The following is a 22,171-nucleotide window of genomic DNA, read 5'->3' as shown; positions in this document are numbered from 1 at the left end:
GCGACCGGAGCGAGCATGGTCCCTGTTCGGACGCGTCTCGATCCGCCGGATCCGCGCGGCCGCCGTTGTCCAGCCCGGCCGTGGGCCCCGGTCTCCCGCGGGCCGTTCTCCAGGCCGCCATCGTCTCTAACCCGCCGCCGGCCGGYCGGTGCGCAGGCTGATCATCCTCGTCTGGCCGTTGGCGGTCGCGGACAGGTACGGGTCGGAGCCGATGGGCACGCTCACCGCGACTACCGACCCGGTGACCAGCTCGGCGGGGTCGCCGTCGTCGGTGAGGGCGAGGCGCCGGCCGCCGACAACGATCTGCCAGCCGGTGAACAGGCCGTCGCTGGGGTAGCCGAGCTCTGGCTCTGGCAGGTGCTGACCGATGGGTATGTGGGCGAGTACCAGCTCGTGGCCGGGGCTGGTCCGATGCGGGCCACGCAGCCGTGCCGACACGTCGTCCGGGTGGAGATGGCGCTTGAGGCTCTCGAAGAGCAGGCCGTCCACCGACGTCGTGACCGCCGTGGCATCGAAGTGCGCGCCGAACGTCGGCCCGACCAGCCTGGCCGTCGCGGGGTCGAGCGGAGTCGACGGCGTGCCGGCCAGCCGGTCGAAGTCGTCGAGGGTGGCCCCGGAGAACGCCTCGGCGTAGGCGGCGTCGATCACCAGCGGCGGTGGTGGGTCGCCGGCGAGCAGCGAGCAGGCGCCGATGAGCGCGAGAGCGCCGGTCAGGATGACGGCCCGCGCCCCCGACGGGACCTTCCGCCTGCCAGCGACTCCTTCAAAGATCATCCGGCTACCGTGCCAGGGCGTCGGCCCGAACCGGGACCATCCGTCGGATTCCTGACAGATGGTCCGGTCCGGCCGGGTTGGTTCCGGCGGCCCTCCCGTTCCGGCGGCCCTCCCGTTCCGGCGGTCCTCCCGTTCCGGCGGTCCTCCCGTTCCGGCGGCCTGCCGGTTCTGGTCGGACCGGGCCTATCCGGGGTGGATGGTCACGGGGACGCCGGAGTAGTGGGCCATGCCGGTGATGGGGTCGAGGTCGTTCTTGTCGGTGAGACGGTTGACGTTGGCGTACTGGTGGCCGTGGGGGATGGAGACGGCGCCTCGGCGGACCGCGGGGTCGACGCGGGCGAGGCCGGTGATCTCGCCGTGGGCGGTGCGGACGGTCACCGGCTCGCCGTCGCGCACGCTGGCGGGGGTGGCGTCGTCGGGGTGGATGAGGATCTCGGCCTGGGTGCCGAGGAAGTCGAACTGGGAGTTCAAATGCCGCTTCTGCCGCCGCGGGACGAAGACGAGCGGTGCGGGCTCGGTAAGCCCGGCGAGCTGGTCGACGAGCAGGCGGGGCGCGAGGCGCCAGCCGCCGAGCCGGTCGAGGTGACGCTCGACCCACGGGGCGGGCAGCTGCCGGTCCGTCTCGGCCCACTGGCGGGTTGTCAGGTCCTCGCCGAACGTGTCCCGGGGAACGACCTTCGCGAGCCTCGCCCCGTCCGTGGCCGCGTCGCCTGATGTGGCCGCGAGGTCGTGGCCGAGGCGGCGGCCCAGCTCGGCGAGCACCCACCAGGTGGAGCGCCGGTCGCCGACCGGCTCGACGACCGCGGGCGTGTACTGGGTCGCCACCCGCGGCATCAGGTTGTCCCAGAGCGTGATGTCGGCCCGCTCGAGCTGGTCCTTCGTCGGCAGCACATGCGTCGACAGCGCGGTCGTCTCGTTCGCGATGATCTCGATCGTGGCGAACACGTCGAGCTTGCGCAGCGCCGGGACCAGCGTCTCGGTGTCCGGGAAGGCGGTGACGAGGTGGCCGCCGAGGTTCAGCACGGCGCGGATGTTCCCGGCCTCGATCTCGTCGGCGAGCACCGCGCACGGCCACTCGCCGAGGAACGAGTGCGTCTCGGGGCGGCTGCGCGGCCCGGGGCCGAACGAGCCGCCGGCCGGGGAGACCGGCAGCTGGACGTTCTCCAGCCGGTTGCCGAACCCCGGGTGGAACCAGGCGCCGCCCGGCTGGTTCATCGACCCTGTCACGATCATCAGGGCCCAGCTGAGCCACTGGGTGACGTTCGCGCTCGCCGACATCGTCACGCCGGTACCCGTCTCGACGGCGACCCGCTCGGCCCGGCGGACCGCGGCGCACAGCGCGGTGAGCTCGTCCGCCGGCACGTCGCAGATCGCGGCCGTGTGCTCCAGCGTGAACGGCTCGACGGCGGCCGCGAGCGTGTCGGCGTCGACGCAGCGGTTCTCCAGCACGTCGCGGCGGGCGCCGTCGCGCAGCACCTCGCGGACCAGGTAGGCGAGCACGGCGTGGTCCGTGCCGGGGCGGGGGGCCAGGTGGCCGGTGGCCAGCTTCGCGGTCTCGGTCTGCCGCGGGTCGACCACCCAGATCTCGCCGCGGTCGCGCAGCGCCTTCAACGTGCCGATCGGGTTCGGCATGGCGACGGTGTGCCCGTGGGAGACGACCGGGTTGCTGCCGACGAACAGGACGAACGTCGCGGTGTCGTAGTCGGGCCGGCCGGCGAGCGCGGGTGTGCCGCCGACGAGGTCCGAGATGAGTACCTTCGCCGTGCCGTCGATGGTCAGCGGGCTGAACTTCGCTGGCGTTCCGATGGCCCGGTGCAGGGACTGCGCCATCTTGTAGCCGGCGGCGTCCATCCCGACCCCGCTGCCGAAGAAGATCCCGACGGCCGACGGCCCGTGCTCGTCGATGATCGCCCGTACCCGGGCGCCGAGGTCGTCGAGGCATTCCTCCCAGGTGGTCGGGCGGAAGCCGTCGCCGGCGCGCATGAGCGGGCGTTCCAACCGGTCGGGGTGGTGATGCACGTCGGGGAGCGCTCGGCCCTTGGGGCAGGTGTAGCCGGCGGACATCGGGTGGTCCCGGTCGCCGCGCACCCGTAAGACCTGGTCCCCGGCGGTCTCGACGAGGATCCCGCAGACGGAGGTGCACACCCGGCAGAAGCTGCGAACTGTCCTGGTGGCCGTCGTATCCGTGCGCGTCGTGTCCGTGCGCGCCGTGTCCGTGCCCGCCACGTCAGTACCTGCCACGGCCATGCGGCCTCCCACCGGCGTCAGGGGCTCACGCCCCGTTCATGGCTGGCCGTCGCCGGCCGAGGCGCACAGCGGCCCCGCACTCCGCGCGGCCCGCCGACTCGGTGTCGAAACGGCCTCGCCTCGTGACGGAAACCGTACTCTCGCGAGGCGAGACGCACAATCCGCCCACGGTGTTGACAAGGGCGTTCGGCCGCGTTGGCCGATCAGCCAGCGGCCCAACACCTCCGTTCGCATTGCCCGGTAAGGACGAGTGGCGGGCCAGAACCACCGTCAACGGCTTGGTGCTGGCCCGGTCAGCCGGCACCGTTCGGGCTGAGCCGCTGGTCTCCGATGACACTGAGCAGCCGGAGCTTCTCGGCGTCCTCGGTGCCGGGAGTGGCGGTGAAGACCAGCAGCGACTGGGACCGCTGGTCGTCGTGCAGCAACTGGCACTGGACGTGGATGACGCCGAGCTCCGGGTGCTGGATGCGCTTGTACTCGTGGYGCACGCCGATCTCGTGTTCCGCMCACTGCGTGGCGAACTCGGCGCTCTCAGCGCTCAGCGTGGCGATGATCTGGGAGACCCGAGGGTCGCCCGGAAGGCGCGACGACGCCGTGCGCAGGTCGGACGTGAAGATCCGGGAGTGCGTCGGGTGGTCCTCGACCGGGTAGACGCGCCGCGAGTCGGGCTCGGTGAACCAGCGGTAGACGACGCTGCGTCGCGGGCCGGTGAACCGGGTCTGCTCGCCGAGCAGGGCGATGGCCGGCGGTGTCTGGACCAGGGTCTCGCCGAGGACGGTCATCACCTGCGCGGGTGTGTCCTGGAGGCGGTCGAGCACCCGCATGATGCCGGGGCTGACGTGATCGTCGTGGATGGTGCGGGCGGGGGCGTTGTGCCCGGCGAGCCGGAACAGGTGGTCCCGTTCGTCGAGGCTGAGCCGCAGCCCACGGGCGATGGAGGTGAGCATCTGCTCGGACGGCCGCGGGCCGCGTTCCTGCTCCAGCCGGCTGTAGTAGTCCACCGACATGCTGGCGAGCGCGGCGACCTCCTCGCGGCGCAGCCCGGCGGCCCGGCGGCGCGGTCCGCGCGCGAGCCCGACATCCTCGGGCCGCAGCGCCTCCCGTCGGTTGCGCAGGAAGTCGGCGAGCTGCGCGCGATCCATCGGCGATCCGTTCTCGGCGTTCGTCGGTCCTGGTACAGATGCCCACCCGGTTGTCTACCCAATGCCGGCCTTCAGAGGAGGGTGCCGCCGGAGGCCTCGACGCGCTGGCCGGTGATCCAGTGGGTGCGGTCGGAGAGCATGGTCGCGATGAGCGGGCCGATGTCGTCCGGCTCGCCGACGCGGCCCAGGGCCGCCTGTGCGGCCATGTGCGACCGGGCCTGCTCGTTGTCGCGCATGGTGCCGCCGCCGAAGTCGGTGGCGATCGGCCCGGGAGCGACCGAGTTCACCCGGATACCGCGCGGGCCGAGTTCCTTGGCCAGGTACCGGCTGAGCACGTCGATCGCGCCCTTCATCGCTCCGTACACCGACCAGCCATCCCCGGCGAACCGGGCGAGGCCGCTCGACAGGTTCACGATGGCGCCACCGTCGGTGAGGACCGGCGCCAGCGCCTGGGTGAGGAAGAAGACGCCCTTGAAGTGCACGGCGAACAGCGCGTCGACGGTCTCGACGGATGTCGAGCCGAGCGGGGTCTGGGCCGAGTTGCCGGCGTTGTTGACCAGGTAGTGGTGGGGAGTCCGGGTGCGCATCCCCACTCTTCGCGCCCGGCGGACCCGGGCCAAGGACCTCTCGAACCAGGGATCCGCGATCCCCGTTGAGCGGGCGGCACCGGCGCGGCTCGGGCAGCGCGCGGGCGCGCCCAGGTGAGCCGGCTCAGGAGGCCTTGCGCCGCCTGGCCCGGTGGTGGTCGAGGACCGTGACGGTGGACAGGTCGGGAACGGCGGGCTGGAGCGGCCACCGCAGCCAGGTGCCGCAGCCGGCGCACTCCCACAGCGAGCCGTGGCCGGTCGCGAGCAGCACGCTGTGCCGGGCGCACTCCTGGCAGTACCGGACGATCTCCTGCCGGTCAGGGATCGCCTCCACGCCCCACAGCTGACCACACGGCCAGGCACGCGCGGCCACCCGGACCGATCAGGCGTGTCGGCGTTGATGCCGGTGTGGGCGTGGCATGGGCGTGAGTGTGGTCGCGGGCGCGGCCGGGCCGCGTCGAACGGGGTGGCGGATGTGAGAATCACGCTGTGGCCGACACGGTGCCGCGTCCGGACGGCCCACCGGGACGCGTGGAGACGCTGGTCAGGGCGGCGTGGGTGCTCACCGTCGGCCCCGAGGGCGACATCGCCGACGGCGCCGTCCACATCCGCGGCGGTGAGATCGTCGCGGTCGGCGGGTACGACGAGCTGCGGGCCGCCCTCCCCGACGTCCCGGTCGACGGCGACGGGACGGGACTGCTGATCCCGGGCCTCGTCAACGCGCACACCCACCTGTCCGAGGCGCTGACGACCGGGATGGGCTCGGAGCTGACGCTGTTCGAGTGGGGGGAGCGGATCGTCGGGCCGCTCGGCTCGGTCCTCACCGAGGAGGACGCCCGGGAGGGCACCCTGCTGCGCGCCGTGGAGCTGTTGCTGACCGGCGTCACCACCGTCAACGACATGTTCGTGCACAGCAACCGCGACGAGTTCGCGAGCCTTGGCGTCGTCGACGGGCTGGTTCGCGCCGGCCTGCGCGGCGTGGTCTCGTTCGGCGCGGAGGACGCCTTCGAGCCCGGGGCGCCCTGGGCGGACGTCAGGCGGATCATGGACGAGCAGGACGACCTGGCGGCGGCCGTCGCCCTGGCGGCGGCCCGCGGCGCCCCGGTCGACTTCCGCTACGGCGTCGGCACCCTGCTCGGGCAGAGCGACGAGCTGCTGGAGGCGGGTGTCGACACCTGCCGCGCCAGGAACTGGGCGGTGCACACCCATCTCGCCGAGGTACGCGAGGAGCTGGTCGCCGCCAGCGCCCGCTGGGGCCGCCGGACGATCCCGCACGCGCTGCGCCTCGGCATGTTCGAGCGGCCGCTCATCGCCGGACACGGGGTGTGGGTCACCGAGGCCGACGTCGAGATCCTCGCCGGCCACGGGGTCGCGATCGCCCACAACCCGGTCGCGAACATGATCCTCGGCTCCGGGGTGTGCCCGGTTCCCCGGCTGCGCGCCGCCGGTGTCACCGTCGGGATCGGCACCGACGGCGCCGCTTCCAACGACAGCCAGGACATGCTGCAGGCGGTCAAGATGGCGGCGCTGCTCGCGAAGGTCCACGCTGTCGACCCGGCGGTCCTCGACGCGCCGACCGTGCTCCGGATGGCCACCCTCGAAGGCGCCAGGGCGCTGGGCCTCGACGACCTGGTGGGGAGCATCGAGCCCGGGAAGCGGGCCGACCTGGTGCTGCTGCAGGACTCGGTCTGCGTCTCGATGCTGCACGACCCGTGCGGCCAGCTCGTCTACGGCGCCTCCCCGCGGGCCGTGCGCGACGTCTGGGTCGACGGGCGCCGCCTCGTCGCCGACCACACCTGCGTCGTCGTCGACGAGCGCGAACAGATCGAGCGCGCCCGCCCGCTCGCACGCCGCCTCGCCCTTGCCTCCGGCCTCGCCGCCGCCGGCGTCTCCCGCCTCGCCGGGCCGCCGGACTGGTCGCCGCGCGCCCCGGACCGACGGCGTTCCTGGGAGGATCAGGCCGAGCCGGACGTGGCCGAGCCGGACGTGGCCGAGCCGGACGTGGCCGAGCCGGCCGAGTGAGTCCGGCCCAGCCCCGCCTGGGACATGGGCCGCGGGCTCAGCCCCAGGTCATGAGGTTGCGACCGAGGCCGCCGCTCGGCGGCGGGACCAGCCCGTAGCTGATCCGGCGCGGGTCGGCGCTGCTCGCGCCGGTGGGCTTCGGGCGCAGCGACTCCAGATCGGTCGGCGACACGGGGCCCCGCGCGGCGGCCCGCCAGGCCGCGGGCTGGCCGGCGTGGCGCCCCGGGAGCGGCGGGCCGTCCGGGTCGGCGGCCATCGGATCGACGAGGTCGTCCGGGCCGGCCGGGTCCTCGGTGTCGGTCGGCAGCCGCAGGGGGAGCGACGCCCGCACCGGCATCGCGCGGCCACCGCGGATCACGATCGTGCCGCGCAGCACGTCGTCCATGAGTGACTCGTCGCGCGGGGCGGCGGCGGGGCCGGTGACCGCGGCCTGGAGAAACCAGCGCGGCCCGTCGACGCCGACCAGCCGGACCGGGCCGGCCAGGCCGGACAGAGCCGACGGGCCGGAGACGACGCCGAGGTCGGTGAACGGGCCAGGGACGCCGGAAGCCGCCAGGTCGAGGTCGCCCGAGGATTCGGCCGGCGGTGCTTCGGGCGGCGCGGCCGGAGCCGTCGGCACGAGCAGCAGCTCGGGGCCGAACCGGCCATGCCCGGCGGCGACCTCGACGGGGCCACCAACCCACACCGGACCCGTGAGGGCAGGCCCCGCGAGGGCGGGCATGGCGGGTGGAGGCCGGTTGCCCGCCGAGCCGGGCAGCGCGGCGGCCAGCCAGATCTCGGCGCGGATGTCGTCCCAGATCCCCTGGCTCTTCGGCGCCGCCAGCGCCGTGAGCTCCATCGCCGACCGGCCGGCGAGCGCGACCACCGCGCTCACCCGCTCGCCGTCCAGGCGCAGCCGGTAGTCGACCCCGTCGAGCAGCGGCACCAGCAGCGCGCCCAGATCGAGGCGGCGGACACCGTCGCTCGGTGCCAGGCCGAGGTCGTACGGCCCGCCGGGCGTGAGGTCGTTCACCTCGAGCTCGACCAGCTCGCCGTCGCGCGGGCCGAGGCCAGCTCCGAAGAGGCCCTCACCCGGTCCGGCGCGCCGGGACCATCGGGACCATACCCATCTGAACACCCGACCGCCCCCTGCCTGGCAGCCACCCGGTCACACCGCGGGCCAGGCCTTCCGGCCACCCGCCCACATGTACGGAACGTGCCCGTCACCGCGGCGTCMCCACTGACGCTACGTGCCCTCACCCGGCCGGACAACCGGGTTGCGTGTCATCTCCCGTCGGCCTCGGATGGCGGAGGTGCCCGGGTGGGTGCGGGTCTGGGAYGAGGAGCAGCAGGACTCGGTCTGTGTCTCGATGCCGCGTGATCGCGTGACCCGCGTGACCCGCGTGACCCGCGTGACCCGCGTGACCCGCGTGACCCGCGTGACCCGCGTGACCCGCGCGGCCGGCTCGTCCACGGCGCCTCGTCGCGGGCGGGCCGTGCGCGGCGTCTGGGCCGCCGGGCGCCAGGCGTCCCTGGAAGGCGCCGAGGCTGGTGGGTCAGGGGCGGATGGTTGTCGTCTCGCCGAAGTACACGTAGATCCAGACCTGATGGATGACCGCGTAGAAGCCGTCTGGTGGCGTCGGGCCGCAGATGCGCAGATGCCTGGTCACCGACTGGCCGGGCGCGACCGGGGAGGGGAGGGCGACGCCCTCCACCGTGGCGAGGTCGGGCCAGGTCGGGTAGATGCCCTCATACCTGACCCACTGGAGGGTGGCCGTCCCGGAGACGCCGCTGGCGTTGCCGTCGCCCGAGTTGGTGACGGTGAAGTCCGCCTGGGCGCACGCCGGATCCGAGTCCGTCGGGTTCCAGGTCTGCGGATCCGGCCCGGAGAGGGTGAGCTTGGGCCTGCCCGGGGGCGCCTGCGGGGGCGGCGCGGAATGAGCCGGCTCGTCGGTGACGGTGCCCGTCCAGCCCCCGGGGCCCGTCGGCGCCGCGCCCGCGGGCCGGGCTGGCGGGGGCGTCGGCCCGGCGGTGGAGGGCCCGGTGGGGCCGGGTCGGGCGCCGGCCGGCGACCCGGAGGCCGCTGGTGAGGTGGCGGTGCCTCGCGCGCCGCCGCTCGTCGTCGCCGACGGCGTGGCCGGTGTGGCCGAGGTGGCGTCCGTCGGGGCGAGGGTGACGTAGGAGCCGGAATAGGTCACCGCGGCCTGGGGCGAGGCCGCCCCAGGCGACGCCGCGGTCTCCGCGCCGTCACGGCAGCCCTGGACGGCCATCGTGACCGCCAATCCCGCCACGGCGGCTCCGACCCTCGCCCGCGTCCTGGCCACCCCAGCCCCTTCCGTCGCTGGATCGCCGTGCGATCCGACGCGCGGACTTTACAGACACCGAGCCAACACCACCCGAACGGGTCAAATCGTCCAGGCCGCTCGTGACGGGTGGGTTACTCACGCCAGGAGGCTGTAGAAGCTGAGGTGGCGAACCTGATCGAGCCCGCCCAGCCCACGGCGACCAGCGCCCGGCGGCGACCGCGGCCGCAGCGCGGTGGCGGGAGGGCGGTGGCGGGAGGTGCCGGGTGGGTGTGGGTCTGGGACGAGGAACAGGCAGACTGACGGGCGTGGGTGGAACCGACAAGGACGAGCAGGTCGTGGCGCGGCTGACGGGTGAGACGGCGGACCTGGTCCRCTCGGCCGCGGAGAGTCTCGGAGCGACGTTGGAGGACTTCGCCGTCGAGGCGATGCGGCGCTATGCCGCCGACACGATGGCCGACCGCCGGGTGTTCGGCGCCACCGACGCGGCATGGGAGGAACTGGCCGCGCTGCTGGGCGGGCCGGCACCGGACGAGGCGCCGCGRCTGCGTGACCTGCTGGAGGACGGCCCGGACGAGGAAGGCCGGTGAGTCCTCGCTCCGCGGGCCCGCCGGCGAGGCTCACGGCCCAGCACGACGTCCGGGGCTTCCGCAGCGGGAATGACGTCCTCGACAGCTGGCTGCGCCACCATGCCCTCGAGCAGCAGGAGGAGGGCGTGACGACGTTCGTCGTGACCGATGACGGCCGGGCTGTCGGCTACTACTGCCTGACCCGCGGCGCGGTCGAGCACGTCCGCGCCGCCGCCCCCCGCCGGTGGGGGCGGCGCGCCGCCGGCCCGGCGGACCCGGTGCCGGCACTCCTGATCGGCCGGCTCGCCGTCGACGAGACGGCCCAGGGCCGCGGCGTCGGTGCGCGGCTACTGCGCGACGCGGTCATGCGGGCGGCGACCGTCTACCGGACGGCCGGGACGCCGCTGCTGCTCGCGCACGCCGTCTCGGCTCCGGCCAGGGCCTTCTACCGGCACTTCGGCTTCACCCCCATGCGGCTCGACCACTATGTCGTCGCGCTGGCGCTGCGGCATGCCACCGCGGGACGGGGCCCAGGGCCAGGGCCGGGGATGCCGTTCCGTGACTGAGCCGGCCGCGGTGCCTGCCGCGGCCAGCCCAGCCAGCCCAGCAGGTCCGGCGGGCTCCAGGCTTCGCCGGCTCGGCCGGCTGTTCACCGCCGATCTGCGCCCGCTGCGGAACTCCCCGTCGTTTCGACGGTTCTGGCTGGGCGAGCTGGTCAGCGCGACCGGCACCCAGGTCGTCGTCACGACGGTGCTGCTGCAGATCTACGCCGACACCGGGTCGAACTTCGCCGTCGGCGCGGTCGGCGCCGTCACCTTCGTCTCGCTGGTGGTCTTCGGGCTCGCCGGCGGCACGATCGCGGACGCCGCCGACCGGCGGGTGCTCGCGCTGCTGACCTCCTCCGGGATGATGTTCGCCTCGGCGGCGCTCACCCTGCAGGCCGTGTTCGGCGCGCCGGTCTGGGTGCTCTTCATCCTGATCGGCCTGCAGGCGTCGCTGTCCGCGCTGGACTCGCCGATCCGGCGGACCTTCGCGGCCCGGCTGCTCACCCCGGACATGATGCCGGCGGTCGGCGCGCTCGAGGGTTTCTCGATGACGCTCGCGCTCACCTGCGGCCCGCTGCTGGCCGGCCTGCTGGTCTCGACGGTCGGCTTCCGTGCCGCCTACGCCGTCGACGTCGTGTCCTACCTGGGCCTGCTGTGGGCGACCTGGCGTCTGCCGTCGATGCGGCCCGAGGGGGGCGGCACGCGGGCTGGATTCGCCAGCATTGTCGACGGTTTCCGGCTGCTGTGGCAGCGGCCGGTGCTGCTGATGACGTTCCTCGTCGACCTGGACGCCATGATCTTCGGCATGCCGCGGGTGCTGTTCGCCTCGATGTCCGTCGCCCAGTTCCACGGTGGCCCGCGCACCACGGGCGTGCTCTACGCGGCGATGGCCGTCGGCGGCACCCTGGTCGCGGCGACCGGCGGCTGGCTGTCGCGGATACGTCGTCAGGGCCTGGTGGTCGCGCTGGCGATCGCGGTGTGGGGTGTCGCGGTCGCGCTGTTCGGGCTGGCCGGGTCGCTGCCGCTGGCGATCGGCCTGCTGGTCATCGCCGGCGCCGCCGACACCGTGTCCGCGGTGCTGCGGATCACCATTCAGCAGGTCGCCGCGCCCGACGCGGTGCGCGGCCGGATGGCCGGGCTGTTCATGGTGTCCGTGGCCGCCGGGCCGAGCCTCGGCGACCTCGGCCACGGCACGTTCGCCGGCTTCACCTCGCCAGGACTGGCGGCGTTCGTCGGCGGCGCCGCGTGCCTCGTGGGCCTGGCCGTGCTGATCGTGGCCGTGCCGTCGTTCATCCGCTATGACGGGCTGGCGGCGGTCCCGGTGGAACCGGCAGTCCCGGCAGTCCCGGTGGAACCGGCAGTCCTGGCGGAAAGTGCTCGCCTTGAAGAGCGCGCGCTTTAGGGCCTTATAATATCCTGTTCGCCGGTATCGGGCCATTGGATGAAATTCTTGGGCAACAACTGCCCGTAATGGGAGCCGGGAAAATCCTGTACATATTGATGGGGGCGGGTCCGGACTCGGTCTCCAGTTCGGTGTAAACCCCGTCCGGCGGGGAGCGGTACGAACGCGGGCACCACGGAAGTAGTTATCGAAACAGGCCTCCGTGGTTTCCGGCCCGATGAACCGGGGGACGTTCTGATTCATTACCGCTACCGCTTCGTCGTGACGTCACGGCGTCTCTGCGCCTGACGTTCGTACGCGTATCGAGGCGGCGGCYGCGGGACTCAGATCCTCTCCGCACGGCTTTGCCGCGGCGCGCGGCGCGTGCGAGTGTGACTGTGGCCGGTCCGTGGCTCAGGAGAAACGAGGATGTCGCCAATGGCGAGTATGGCCGGCCGCGGTCACGCGGCCCACGACAGCCCAGGTCTCGCGGCCCACCAGGGTCGTGGCATGAAGGGCACCGATCTCGGAATCATCGGGCTGGGGATTCTCGGCCTTATTTTTAGCTTTCTGCCGTGGTTCGGCGTCAGGTACTCGGGATACAACGCGTACGGCCAGTCCCAGACCTGGCGCTCCAACCTGAACGCGTGGCAGTCCGGCGCCCTCGCCTGGGTGCCGATCGTGCTGATGCTCGTCGCCGCGGCCCTCGCCGCGGCGTACCTGCTCAGCCGCGGCAAGATGTCGGGGCTCGGCTCGATCCCGCTGTCGACCGCGATCGCCACGGCCAGCATCGTGGCGCTGGTGCTGATCATCGTGCGGTGGATCAGTCTGCCGCGCGTGCACGGCAGCTACCTCGGCTACCCCGGCATCTCGTCGGGCGCGCGCTACGGCCTGATCCTGGGCCTGATCACGTCGATCCTGATGACGCTGCTCGCCCTGCGCCGCGTCAAGGCGAGCGGCGAGACCGGCCGCGGCCGGATGGCCGGCGGCGAGCGTGGCCCCGCCATGGGTGGTTACACGGGCCGCAGCGCCGAGCGTGGCCGCGCCCTCGACCGCGAGCGCGAGTACTCGGGCGGCGAGTATCCGGGTGGTCGGCGCGTGGGCGGCCAGGACGCCGGCCAGCCGGTTGACCGAGGGCGCCAGGAGGGCGGCTACACCGAGCGAGGCGTGGACCAGCCCTACCCGGAGCGTGGTGCCGATCGCGGCGTTGACCGTGGTGCCGATCGCGGCGTTGACCGGGGCACTGACCGTGACCCGGGTGACCGGTTCACCGACGAGCGCTGGGAGCGCTGACCCGGCACGTCGAACGGGCCTTCGGGCGCGCGCGTGGCCTGGCCACTGCGCGCGCCCGCTGGCTTTGGGAGGGCGGCGGCCTCGTGCCGGCCGCTCGGGGGCGGTCGGCGGGCGACGCGTCCACCCCGGCTCAGTCGGCTCTGTCGACCTCGCCGCGGTTCCCCGCGCCGGTCACTCCGGCGAACCTGGCCGTCCCGTCGCCCTCAGCACCGGCGACCTCGGCTCGATCGGGCCCGCCGGCGAGGCCAGGCCGTGGGCCGGCGGGGGCGGCCGGGAGGTCGAGTACCACCAGCAGGCCACCCGACTCCGCCTCGTCGAGCCTGACCCGGCCGCCGTCGGTCACGACCAGGGCGTGGACGACGGCGAGGCCGAGCCCGTGTCCGCGCCGGTCCGCGCGCACCGCGCGCTCGGCCGGGCGCTCGGCGCGGAACCGCTCGAAGGCGCCGGCGCGGGCGGCCGCGGTCATCCCCGGGCCGTCGTCGGCGACCGTCAGCCGGATCGTCGGCGCGGCACCGTTCGCCCGTGCCCGGCCGCCCGCCTCATGATTCCGGACGGCCCGGAGACCGCGGCCCCGCCGGCCGCCGCGGTTGTCGCCGCCGCCGTCGTCGCCGCTGTCGCTGCCGTCGCCGGCGGTGAGGGCGTCCGGGCTGGCCAGCGCCGCGCGGACGACCACGCGCCCGCCCGAGGCGGTCGCCTCCAGCGCGTTCGACAACAGGTTGTCGAGGACCTGTTCCAGATGGCCAGGGGTGAGCAGTGCCCGAGCGCCGGTGGTCGTCTCGTCGAGCAGCTCGACGTGCGCGGCCGCGGCGACCGCGCACCAGGTCGCGACCCGCTCGCGGACCACCCGGTCGACCCGCACCGAGACCCGGACCGACGTCCCGCCGCGGGCCTGGGTGCGCGCCATGGCGAGCAGGCCGTCGACCATCCGGGACAGCCGGTGCACCTCGGCGATCGTCCCACCCACCTCGCCGGCGGCGGCCGGGTCGTCGGCCAGGTCCTGGCCGAGCAGCTCCAGGCGCAGCCGCATCGCGGTCAGCGGAGTGCGGATCTGGTGGGAGACGTCGGCGAGGAAGGCACGCTGCCCGTCGACCAGMTCCTCGATCTGCCCGGCCATGGCGTCGAAGCTCGCCGCGAGTTGGCGCACCTCGGCGGGCCCGCCAACGGGCCGGGCCCTGGCCGACAGCTCGCCGTCGCCGAGCCTCGCCGCCGCCCGTTCCAGCCGGCGCAGCGGCCGGCTCACCCAGCGGGCGAGCAGCACCGACAGTGCCAGTGCCACCAGGTGCGCCACGCCGAACCCGACGATCAGCCGGACCCAGCGGTGCTGGATCTGGGTCCTGGTGGCGCTGTCGGACCTGGCGACCACGAGGATCGTGAACAGGCCGTCCGAGTTGTTCACCGGCGTCACGACGACCTGGCGATGCCCGTTCGCGGCGGTCGGCGCGAGCTCGACCCGTCTCTCGCGGGCGGCGGCGATCTGGGCGGCCGTCAGTGGGATCGGCTGGCCCGAGGACGCGGTGAGGCGGCCGTCCGGGCTGTAGAGGGCGAGGTCGTCGTCCGGCCGGACGACCTCGGACTGGCCGTCGCCGGGGTCGCCGTAGTCGGATCCGTCGTCGGAGTAGGCGCCGGATCCGGCGTCCTCGGACTGGTCGGGCAGCCGCGGCCCGTCCGTGCCCAGCCGGCGCCACTTGACCTCGGCGGCGTAGGCGTCGGCGCTGGACGCCGTTCGCAGGGCGAGCAGGGTCCGGTCGTGCCGGGCGGCGTCCAGGCCGAGCGGGATGCAGACGCAGATCATGAGCAACGCCGTCAGCAGCAGCTGTATCGCGAGGATCCGCTTGCTCACCGCGCGCCGCCCGTCCTCCCCGGCTCGACGGCCGGGTCGGCGAGGCGGAAGCCGACGCCGTAGACGGTCTCGATCAGCTCCGGCCGGCCGAGCTTGCGCCGCAGCGACCCCACGTGCACGTCCAGCACCTTCGTCGAGCCGAACCACGGCCCCCAGACGGCCTGGAAGATCTCCCGCCGGGTGCGCACCCGGCCCGGGTCCGCCGCGAGGAAGGCGAGCAGGTCGAACTCGCGCGCGGTGATGGCGAGGCGCTGCCCGTCCAGCTCGATCCGCCGTGTCCGCCGGTCCACCAGCAGCCCGCCGTGCCTGACCACGTCTCCCGCGCCGCGGGACTCGGCGCCGGCGGTCCCGTCGCCACCCTGGCCGCCCTCGCCGGCCACCGCCACGGCGGTGGCGTGGCCGCCTGTCCTGTTCGAGGCGCCGCGCGCCGTGCCGCCACGGCCGTTCGCCGCGCCGGCGGCGCCCGCCGTGCCCGCGGCTCGGACGGCGTCGGCTCGAACGGCGTCGGCACGGGCGGCGTCGGCACGGGCGGCGTCGGCACGGGCGGCGTCGGCACGGGCGGCGTCCGCGAGGGCGGCGACGCGGGCGAAACGGCGCCGCACGGCGCGGATCCGCGCCAGCAGCTCCTCGAAACCGAACGGCTTGACGAGGTAGTCGTCGCCGCCCAGGTCGAGCGCCTCGACACGGTCCGACTCGTCAGCGCGCGCGGTCACCACGATCACCGGGATGTCGCCGAGCTCCCGGATCCGCCGGCAGACCTCGGTGCCRTCCAGGTCCGGCAGCCCGAGGTCGAGCAGCACGACGTCCGGCGGCTCGTCGCCACCGACGGCCATGAGCGCCGCCGTCGCCGTCGCCACCCGCCGCGCCGCGTACCCGGCCCRCCGCAGCCCGCGTACCAGCTGCGTGCCGACCGCGTCGTCGTCCTCGACGACCAGTACCACGGCCCCGTCCGCCTCCGGCGCCGCCGATCCGTTCCCCGGCCTGTCGAGGCGCGGCACGCTGCCCGCCGTCATGCCGGTAGCCCGGTCGCGAGATCGATCTTCGCGAGGCCTTCAGGACTCCATGACCGCTCCACCGAGTCGAGGACGTCGGCGGCCTCGGTGAGCGGCAGGTCGAGCAGACGGGCCTGGAGAAGATCGTTCACCCGTCGGGGCAGGTTGGACTCGACCATCGCCCTGGCGTCCCGTTTCGTCAGCGTCGTCGCGTGGGCGTCGCGGACATAGCCGACCAGGGCCTCCCGCCAGACGTTGCCGATCCGGCCGTGTGCCCGATCGAGCAGGAAGCGGAGCCAGGTGTCGCTGGGCCTGTCGAGCTCGGCGGAGGCGACGGCCGCGAAGGACAGCACCCAGAGCCGGTGGACGTCCGGGCCGCCGCCGACGCGCGCCGGCGGCAGGACGCGCCACTTGGGGGCTGCCTGCCCGAGCACGAGGTAACCCAACGACCCCGGCGGCGTCGCCGGGGTTCCTGCCGGATCGACGGAGCCTGCGGACGGGGTCCCTGCCGGATCGGCGACAGGGTCCCTGCCGGATCTGCGAAGCAGATCTGGGAGGTAAGCGATCTGGGAGGTTCGGGGCGGGCGGCCGCCGGGCAGCGGCGTCGTGGCCCGGACGGCCGCGGCGACGGCTGGGTGGTCGGAGTGGACGACCATCGCCACCGCGTCCGCGTTGACGGCCAGCAGCAACCTGGGCAGCCAGCCGCCGGGGTCGTCCGTGAGATCGGCGGCGACCGCGACCGGCCGGCGGGCCCTGGCCGCCGGCGGCAGGCCCTGCGCGAGCACCGTCGCGAGGCGGACGTGCGCCACCGGCCACTCTCCGCCGGCCTCCGCCGGGAGCGGCGCCTCCCCGACGAACACCAGCTGGCCAGGGGGGCCCGCCGGGACCGTGTCCTCGGGCCGCTGGCGACGAGGTGCCGCGGCCTCCACGGCCGCGGTCACCAGGGCGCGTGCCGCCGGTTCGGGGAGCAGGTCTCGCGGGACGCTCTCCAGGGACGCCCGGCCGTGGCTGTAGATGGCGGTGCCGGCGGCCAGGGGGCCGGTGGCGCGGTCGACGTGGCGCCAGGTGTGGCTGGTGGGGCGGCACACGTAGAGGTCGGCGCGGGCGCCGACCGCCTCGGCGCCCTCGTAGGCGTGGAAGGCGGGCAGCATGGCCTCGAGCGCGAACCCGGCGTCGGAGAGGGCCCGCTGGGTCTTCCAGCCGAGCGTCGGGGTCCGGTCGGAGAAGCCGTAGGCGAGCAGCACCCGGCCGTGGTCACGGTCGCGCAGCCCCTCGGCGCCGCGGGCACAGAACAGCGCCACCCCCTCGGGGGTGTAGGGCGGGTCGGTGAAGGCCAGGTCGGCGGACCCGGCCACCGACGGTGGCAGGCCGAACCGCAGGTCGGCGAAGTAGGGCCGCACGTCGAGGCCGCGAGAACGCTCCTGGCGGTACAGGAAGGAAAGCAGCTCGTCGTCGACGTCGACGACGGTGACCCGCAGCCCGGGGATGACCGCGGCCGCGGCGAGCGAGGTCAGGTCGTGGTCGCCGACGCAGAGCAGATGCCGGCCGGCGAGGTCATAGGTGGCCGCGAGCCACAGCGCCCGGCGGACCACGGTCTCGGCCGTCGCGGCGACGTGGTCCAGGTCGGCGCGGGGCCGGGGTGCCGCGGCGATCAGCTCGCGCATCGTGGTCACCAGGTCCGCGTGCGCGCCGAGCGGCCCGGCCAGCGGGTCAGCCGGCCTCGCCGCGGTGAGCCCCGTCGCCGTGAGCCCCGTCGTGGCGAGGCCCGCCGCGTCGACCAGCTCGCGGTAGGCCGCCGCCAGCTCGGGGCGTATCCGGGCTCCGGCGACCGGGTCGTCGACGACGTCGCCGCCGAGCGCCGCGAGTACCTCCTCGACGGTGCGCCGCGGCAGCCCGGCCGCCCGGACCAGCCGCCCGGCCGCGTCGGCACCCCTCGGACCGCCGCCGGCCCGGCCGCCGCCGCGCGGTGCCGCGTCCTCGGCGGCAAGCTGGGCGACCAGCGCCCGCAGGGGCCGTCCAGAGGCCCCGTAGGTCTCGAGCAGCGCCGCGAGCCGCGCCTGGCCGTCCGCCCCAGCCCGGCCCGCCTGCCCGTTCCGCGTGGACACATCGGCGGCGCGGGGACTGGCCGGCTCGTCGGTCGGCCACGGGCCGTCGCCGGAAGTCACCATCCCAGCCTGCCACCTCGCCTCACAAGAAGGACCGTGGGCCGCCCCGCGGCTCCTCCGCGTCCCCTTCTCATCCGTCCCGCGGACGGGCGCCGGTCCCGGGGAGAGCCGCGAACCCTAAGGACAGATGGGGTGAACCGTCGATATGGCCGCCAGGTCGGCCCGGTGTGAGTCGGCTATCGGACAGAGCCACGCGACGGTCCCGCGATGTCCGCCTTGCCGGTCATGCCCGGTCGGCGAGGTGGTCAAAACGGCCGGGGAGACCGGCGAACGGGGCAACTGTGTGATATCGCGGGGCGCGGGGAGGACGATTCGCGCGCGACGGCCGATACTCTCATGGCGTGTGGAGAAGGCTGGACCTCCGCGGTGAGGCACTGACGACGCTGTCCTCGGCCGAGATCCGTCGGCGGCTGCCGCGCGCCGCGACCGACGTCGACGTGGCGCTCGAGACGGTCCGGCCGATCTGCGACGACGTACGCGACCGCGGCGACGCCGCCGTGCTGGACGCCACCGAGCGCTTCGACGGCGTCCGCCCGGCCTCGCCGCGCGTGCCCGCCGACGCGCTCGCGCGGGCGGCGGACGAACTGGACCCGGCGGTGCGCGCGGCGCTCATCGAGGCGATCCGGCGCACCCGCCTGGTCCACCGGGCGCAGCTGCGCGAGCCGGTGACGATCGAGGTCGCGCCCGGCACGACGGTCACGGAGCGGTGGGTCCCGGTCGACCGGGTCGGGCTGTACGTGCCGGGCGGGCGGGTCGCCTACCCGAGCAGCGTGGTGATGAACGTCGTGCCGGCCCAGGAGGCCGGCGTCGGCTCGCTCGCCGTCGTCTCCCCGCCCCAGCGTGACCTTTCCGGCCCCGGCGGTACCCCGGGGCCGTGGGACGGGCTGCCGCACCCGGTCGTGCTCGCCGCCTGCCAGCTGCTCGGCATCGACGAGGTGTACGCGGCCGGCGGCGCGCAGGCGGTCGCGATGCTCGCGCACGGCACCGAGAGCTGTCCCGCCGTCGACGTCGTCACCGGCCCGGGCAACGTCTACGTCGCCGCGGCCAAGCGCCTGCTGCGGGGGGTCGTCGGCATCGACGCGGAGGCCGGGCCGACCGAGATCGCCGTCCTCGCCGACCACACCGCCGACCCCGCGTTCGTCGCCGCCGACCTGATCGCCCAGGCCGAGCACGACCCGATGGCGGCCTGCCTGCTGGTCACCCCGTCCGCCGATCTCGCCGACGCCGTCGAGATCGAGCTCGGCAAGCGGGTGCCGGTCACCCGCCACCGCGAGCGGGTCGAGGAGTCGCTGTCGGGCCAGGGGGCGGTGGCGCTCGTCGACGACGTCGACGCGGGGCTGCGGGTGGTGGACGCCTGGGCCGCCGAGCACCTGCAGATCCAGACCGCCGGCGCGGACGCCGTCGCGGCCCGGGTCCGCCATGCCGGCGCCGTGTTCGTCGGCCCGTACGCGCCCGTGCCGCTCGGCGACTACCTGGCCGGCTCGAACCACGTGCTGCCGACCGGCGGGACCGCGCGCCATTCGAGTGGTCTGTCGGTCGCCGCGTTCCAGCGCCAGGTGCACGTCGTGGCGTGCACGAGGGAAGCGCTCGCGGACGCCGCGCCGCACATCGCCGCGCTCGGCGCGGCCGAGGACCTGCTTGCCCACGTCGACGCGGTGGAGGTGCGCTCTCGATGATGAGGCGCTCGGTGAGGTTCAGAGACGCTGACGGATTCAGCGGCGCCGCCGGGTCCCGGCCGGTCGTGGTGGTGGCCCGGTGATCGAGCGCGGCACCGGCGTCTTCGAGAACGGCACGGCCGGCCGGCCCGTGGTCCGGGTGAGCGCGCGGCGCCCCGACGAGGCGGCGACGTCGGCCCGGCCGTGGCGGCCGGTGACGCTCGACGACCTGCCGCTGCGCCCCGACCTGCGCGGCCGCTCGCCGTACGGCGCCCCCCAGCTGGACGTACCGGTCCGGCTGAACACCAACGAGAACCCGCACCGGCCATCCGCCGAGCTGGTGGACGCGCTCGGCAAGGCGGCCACCCTCGCCGCCACCGAGGCCAACCGCTACCCGGAGCGCGAGGCCGAGGCGCTGCGCGCCGACCTCGCCTACTACCTCACCCCGGACGCCGGCTTCGGCCTGCACACCAGCCAGGTCTGGGCGGCCAACGGCTCCAACGAGGTGCTCCAGCAGCTCCTGCAGGCGTTCGGCGGCCCGGGCCGCCGGGCACTGGGCTTCGAGCCGTCGTACTCGATGCACCGGCTGATCGCGCTCGCCACCGCGACCGAGTGGGTCGCCGAGGACCGGTCCGACGACTACACCCTCGACCCGGTCGCCGCGGCCGACGCGGTGCGCCGCCACCAGCCGTCGGTGGTGTTCCTGTGCTCGCCGAACAACCCGACCGYGACCGCCCTGCCCCTGGACGTCGTCAAGGCGGTGTGCGTGGCGGCCGAGGAGGTCGGCGGCTGCATGGTCATCGTCGACGAGGCGTACGCCGAGTTCCGCCGGGCGGGGGTGCCGAGCGCGCTCACCCTGCTGCCTGAGGAGCCGAAACTGGTCGTCACCCGGACGATGAGCAAGGCCTTCGCACTCGCCGGCGCCCGGGTGGGCTACCTGGCCGCACACCCGGCGGTTGTCGACGCTCTGCAACTGGTCCGGCTGCCCTATCATCTGTCGTCGTTCACCCAGGCGGTGGCGCGCACGGCGCTCGCCCACGCCGACGAGCTGCTCGGCACCGTCAACGCGGTCAAGGCGCAGCGTGACCGGATCGTCGACGAGCTGCCAGCGTTCGGCGTGCGGGTGGTGCCGTCGGACGCGAACTTCGTGCTGTTCGGCCTGTTCCGCGACCAGCGCGCGGTCTGGCAGTGCCTTCTCGACCACGGCGTGCTGGTCCGTGACCTGAGCCTGCCGGGCTGGCTGCGGGTCACGGCCGGCCTGCCGAGCGAGATCGACGCGTTCCTCGGCGCGCTGCGCTCGGTGCTGGCCGACACCCCGTCGATGCTCGCGGTCTCCAAGTAGCCGGTGGGCACCAAAACAGAAGGCGAACGAGAGATGACAGGGTTGAGGTCCGCGCGGATCGAGCGCAAGACGCTGGAGTCGGACGTGTTCGTCGAGCTCGACCTCGACGGCGCGGGCGTGTCCACCGTGGAGACCGGAGTGGGGTTCTTCGACCACATGCTCGCCCAACTGGGCAAGCACGGCGGCTTCGACCTCACTGTGCGCACCAGGGGCGACCTGCACATCGACGCCCACCACACCGTCGAGGACACCTCGATCGCGTTCGGTGAGGCGCTGCGGGCGGCGCTCGGTGACAAGGTCGGCATCCGCCGGTTCGGCGACGCGATGGTGCCGCTCGACGAGGCGCTGGTGCAGGCCGCCGTCGACCTGTCCGGCCGGCCGTACTGCGTGCACGTCGAGCCGGACCTGGCCCCGATGATCGGGACCTACGACACGACGCTCACCCGGCACATCTTCGAGTCGATCACGTCGGCGGCCCGGATCGCGCTGCACGTGCGGGTCCTGTCCGGCCGTAACGCTCACCACGTCGTCGAGGCGCAGTTCAAGGCGGTCGCGCGGGCGATGCGGGACGCGGTCGCGTTCGACGCCCGGGTGTCCGGCGTCCCGTCGACCAAGGGCGTCCTCTAGATGGCCGGGAGCCGGCCGAAGGTGGTCGTGCTCGACTACGGGTCGGGCAACCTGCGCTCCGCGCAGCGGGCGGTCGAGCGGGTCGGCGCGGACGTCACCGTGACCGCGGACCTGGYCGCCGCGGCGGAGGCGGACGGGCTGGTCGTGCCCGGTGTCGGCGCGTACGCCGCCTGCATGGCCGGGGTCGAGCGGATCGGCGCCGGGCCGACGGTCCGGGACCGGGTCGCCGCCGGGCGGCCGGTGCTGGGAATCTGCGTCGGCATGCAGATCCTCTACGAGCTCGGCGACGAGCACGGCGTACGCACCCAGGGCCTCGGGCTGCTGCCGGGTGAGGTCCGCCGGCTCGCCGCGCCGATTTTGCCGCACATGGGCTGGAACACCGTCGCCCCGGCGGCCGGCTCGGCGTTGTTCGCCGGCCTGCCGGCGGGGACGCGGTTCTACTTCGTCCACTCCTATGCCGCCAAGGCCGACCCGGGCGCCGGCGACACCGTCACCGAGCACGGCGAGCCGTTCGCAGCCGCGGTCGAGCGTGGTCCCCTGTGCGCGACCCAGTTCCACCCGGAGAAGTCCGGCGACGCCGGCGCCGAGGTCCTCACCAACTGGCTGCGATCTCTCGGTTACTGAGCTTTAATCCGCGGGGTCGGATGGGATCGGGGTCTGATCGCCGGGTAGATCGTCTGTATGAGGTACGCGACTGGTGGCGGGTTG

The 22,171-nt window shown here is 74.3% G+C and carries 19 protein-coding genes; 9 read left to right on the top strand and 10 right to left on the bottom strand.

The genetic code is table 11. The annotated features are described in order from the left end of the window. Positions 1–126: 126 nt before the first annotated feature. The 5 genes from BL253_RS26230 to BL253_RS26210 all read right to left on the bottom strand — a co-directional run bounded on the left by BL253_RS26230 (position 127) and on the right by BL253_RS26210 (position 5,084). Entirely contained in the window at positions 127–774 is a 648-nt protein-coding gene (locus tag BL253_RS26230) for a hypothetical protein (RefSeq protein WP_076819986.1), read from the bottom strand. Positions 775–957: 183 nt separating this feature from the next. Beyond that, positions 958–3,021 (bottom strand): molybdopterin-containing oxidoreductase family protein, encoded by a 2,064-nt coding sequence (locus BL253_RS26225; protein WP_420801722.1) that lies wholly within the window; start codon positions 3,019–3,021, stop codon positions 958–960. Between the two features lie 293 nt (positions 3,022–3,314). Continuing rightward, positions 3,315–4,163 (bottom strand): helix-turn-helix transcriptional regulator, encoded by an 849-nt coding sequence (locus BL253_RS26220; protein ID WP_076819984.1) that lies wholly within the window; start codon positions 4,161–4,163, stop codon positions 3,315–3,317. A 71-nt stretch (positions 4,164–4,234) separates the two neighbouring features. Next, complete coding sequence (locus BL253_RS26215) at positions 4,235–4,750, bottom strand: SDR family NAD(P)-dependent oxidoreductase (protein WP_076819983.1); 516 nt, start codon at positions 4,748–4,750, stop codon at positions 4,235–4,237. A gap of 124 nt (positions 4,751–4,874) precedes the next feature. Next, positions 4,875–5,084, bottom strand: coding sequence for a hypothetical protein (locus tag BL253_RS26210; protein WP_076819982.1), 210 nt, complete (start codon positions 5,082–5,084; stop codon positions 4,875–4,877). Between the two features lie 155 nt (positions 5,085–5,239). Here BL253_RS26210 and BL253_RS26205 point away from each other — a divergent pair, with 155 nt between their 5' ends. Further along, positions 5,240–6,772 (top strand): amidohydrolase family protein, encoded by a 1,533-nt coding sequence (locus tag BL253_RS26205; protein WP_076819981.1) that lies wholly within the window; start codon positions 5,240–5,242, stop codon positions 6,770–6,772. Positions 6,773–6,809: 37 nt separating this feature from the next. Here the strand turns inward: BL253_RS26205 and BL253_RS26200 are convergent, their stop codons facing one another. Both BL253_RS26200 and BL253_RS42480 read right to left on the bottom strand, forming a co-directional pair. Next, complete coding sequence (locus BL253_RS26200; protein ID WP_076819980.1) at positions 6,810–7,889, bottom strand: DUF3710 domain-containing protein; 1,080 nt, start codon at positions 7,887–7,889, stop codon at positions 6,810–6,812. Between the two features lie 418 nt (positions 7,890–8,307). Beyond that, a complete protein-coding gene (locus BL253_RS42480) occupies positions 8,308–9,042 on the bottom strand; it encodes a hypothetical protein (protein ID WP_158230422.1) in 735 nt (244 codons plus the stop codon). Between the two features lie 320 nt (positions 9,043–9,362). Here BL253_RS42480 and BL253_RS26185 point away from each other — a divergent pair, with 320 nt between their 5' ends. The 4 genes from BL253_RS26185 (at position 9,363) to BL253_RS26170 (ending at position 12,842) form a co-directional block, all read left to right on the top strand. After that, positions 9,363–9,644, top strand: coding sequence for a type II toxin-antitoxin system TacA family antitoxin (locus tag BL253_RS26185; RefSeq protein WP_241835146.1), 282 nt, complete (start codon positions 9,363–9,365; stop codon positions 9,642–9,644). Then, positions 9,641–10,189: a GNAT family N-acetyltransferase gene (locus tag BL253_RS26180; RefSeq protein ID WP_076819977.1), complete on the top strand. Its 549-nt coding sequence runs from the start codon at positions 9,641–9,643 to the stop codon at positions 10,187–10,189. Before BL253_RS26185 ends, BL253_RS26180 begins: the two co-directional genes overlap by 4 nt. Then, on the top strand, positions 10,182–11,570 hold the full coding sequence (locus BL253_RS26175) for an MFS transporter (protein WP_241835145.1): 1,389 nt from the start codon (positions 10,182–10,184) through the stop codon (positions 11,568–11,570). The genes BL253_RS26180 and BL253_RS26175 overlap by 8 nt, the downstream gene beginning before the upstream one ends. A 417-nt stretch (positions 11,571–11,987) precedes the next feature. Continuing rightward, a complete protein-coding gene (locus tag BL253_RS26170; protein ID WP_131831572.1) occupies positions 11,988–12,842 on the top strand; it encodes a DUF5336 domain-containing protein in 855 nt (284 codons plus the stop codon). Between the two features lie 130 nt (positions 12,843–12,972). On the opposite strand, the gene BL253_RS26165 is transcribed toward BL253_RS26170, so the two are convergent. The 3 genes from BL253_RS26165 to BL253_RS26155 are packed head-to-tail and all read right to left on the bottom strand — an operon-like array spanning position 12,973 to position 17,842. Then, positions 12,973–14,682, bottom strand: a complete 1,710-nt coding sequence (locus BL253_RS26165; RefSeq protein WP_081438705.1) for a sensor histidine kinase — start codon at positions 14,680–14,682, stop codon at positions 12,973–12,975. Further along, a complete protein-coding gene (locus tag BL253_RS44860; protein WP_081438704.1) occupies positions 14,679–15,695 on the bottom strand; it encodes a response regulator transcription factor in 1,017 nt (338 codons plus the stop codon). The genes BL253_RS26165 and BL253_RS44860 overlap by 4 nt, the downstream gene beginning before the upstream one ends. Continuing rightward, positions 15,692–17,842: a bis-aminopropyl spermidine synthase family protein gene (locus tag BL253_RS26155; protein WP_076819975.1), complete on the bottom strand. Its 2,151-nt coding sequence runs from the start codon at positions 17,840–17,842 to the stop codon at positions 15,692–15,694. Before BL253_RS26155 ends, BL253_RS44860 begins: the two co-directional genes overlap by 4 nt. Before the next feature lie 338 nt (positions 17,843–18,180). On the opposite strand from BL253_RS26155, the gene hisD reads away from it, so the two are divergent. The 4 genes from hisD (at position 18,181) to hisH (ending at position 22,087) form a co-directional block, all read left to right on the top strand. Continuing rightward, the gene (gene hisD / locus BL253_RS26150) at positions 18,181–19,515 is read left to right on the top strand and encodes a histidinol dehydrogenase (RefSeq protein WP_076819974.1); all 1,335 of its coding nucleotides are present in this window, start codon (positions 18,181–18,183) and stop codon (positions 19,513–19,515) included. A 130-nt stretch (positions 19,516–19,645) separates the two neighbouring features. Next, positions 19,646–20,836, top strand: coding sequence for a histidinol-phosphate transaminase (locus BL253_RS26145; protein WP_076819991.1), 1,191 nt, complete (start codon positions 19,646–19,648; stop codon positions 20,834–20,836). Between the two features lie 33 nt (positions 20,837–20,869). Beyond that, positions 20,870–21,463, top strand: coding sequence for an imidazoleglycerol-phosphate dehydratase HisB (gene hisB, locus BL253_RS26140; RefSeq protein WP_076819973.1), 594 nt, complete (start codon positions 20,870–20,872; stop codon positions 21,461–21,463). Beyond that, the gene (gene hisH / locus BL253_RS26135) at positions 21,464–22,087 is read left to right on the top strand and encodes an imidazole glycerol phosphate synthase subunit HisH (protein WP_076819972.1); all 624 of its coding nucleotides are present in this window, start codon (positions 21,464–21,466) and stop codon (positions 22,085–22,087) included. It abuts the gene before it with no gap. Positions 22,088–22,171: the final 84 nt, after the last annotated feature.

The sequence above is a fragment of the Pseudofrankia asymbiotica genome (genome assembly GCF_001983105.1).
In the GTDB taxonomy this organism is placed as follows: Bacteria; Actinomycetota; Actinomycetes; order Frankiales; family Frankiaceae; genus Pseudofrankia; species Pseudofrankia asymbiotica.
This window is presented reverse-complemented; position numbering and strand designations above follow the sequence as displayed.

Coding starts and splice junctions, on each gene's coding strand:
- BL253_RS26225 (WP_420801722.1), bottom strand. CDS start 3,021: ATGGCCGTGGCAGGTACTGACGTGGCGGGCACGGACACGGCGCGCACG.
- BL253_RS26215 (WP_076819983.1), bottom strand. CDS start 4,750: ATGCGCACCCGGACTCCCCACCACTACCTGGTCAACAACGCCGGCAAC.
- BL253_RS26170 (WP_131831572.1), top strand. CDS start 11,988: ATGGCGAGTATGGCCGGCCGCGGTCACGCGGCCCACGACAGCCCAGGT.
- BL253_RS26155 (WP_076819975.1), bottom strand. CDS start 17,842: ATGGTGACTTCCGGCGACGGCCCGTGGCCGACCGACGAGCCGGCCAGT.
- hisB (WP_076819973.1), top strand. CDS start 20,870: ATGACAGGGTTGAGGTCCGCGCGGATCGAGCGCAAGACGCTGGAGTCG.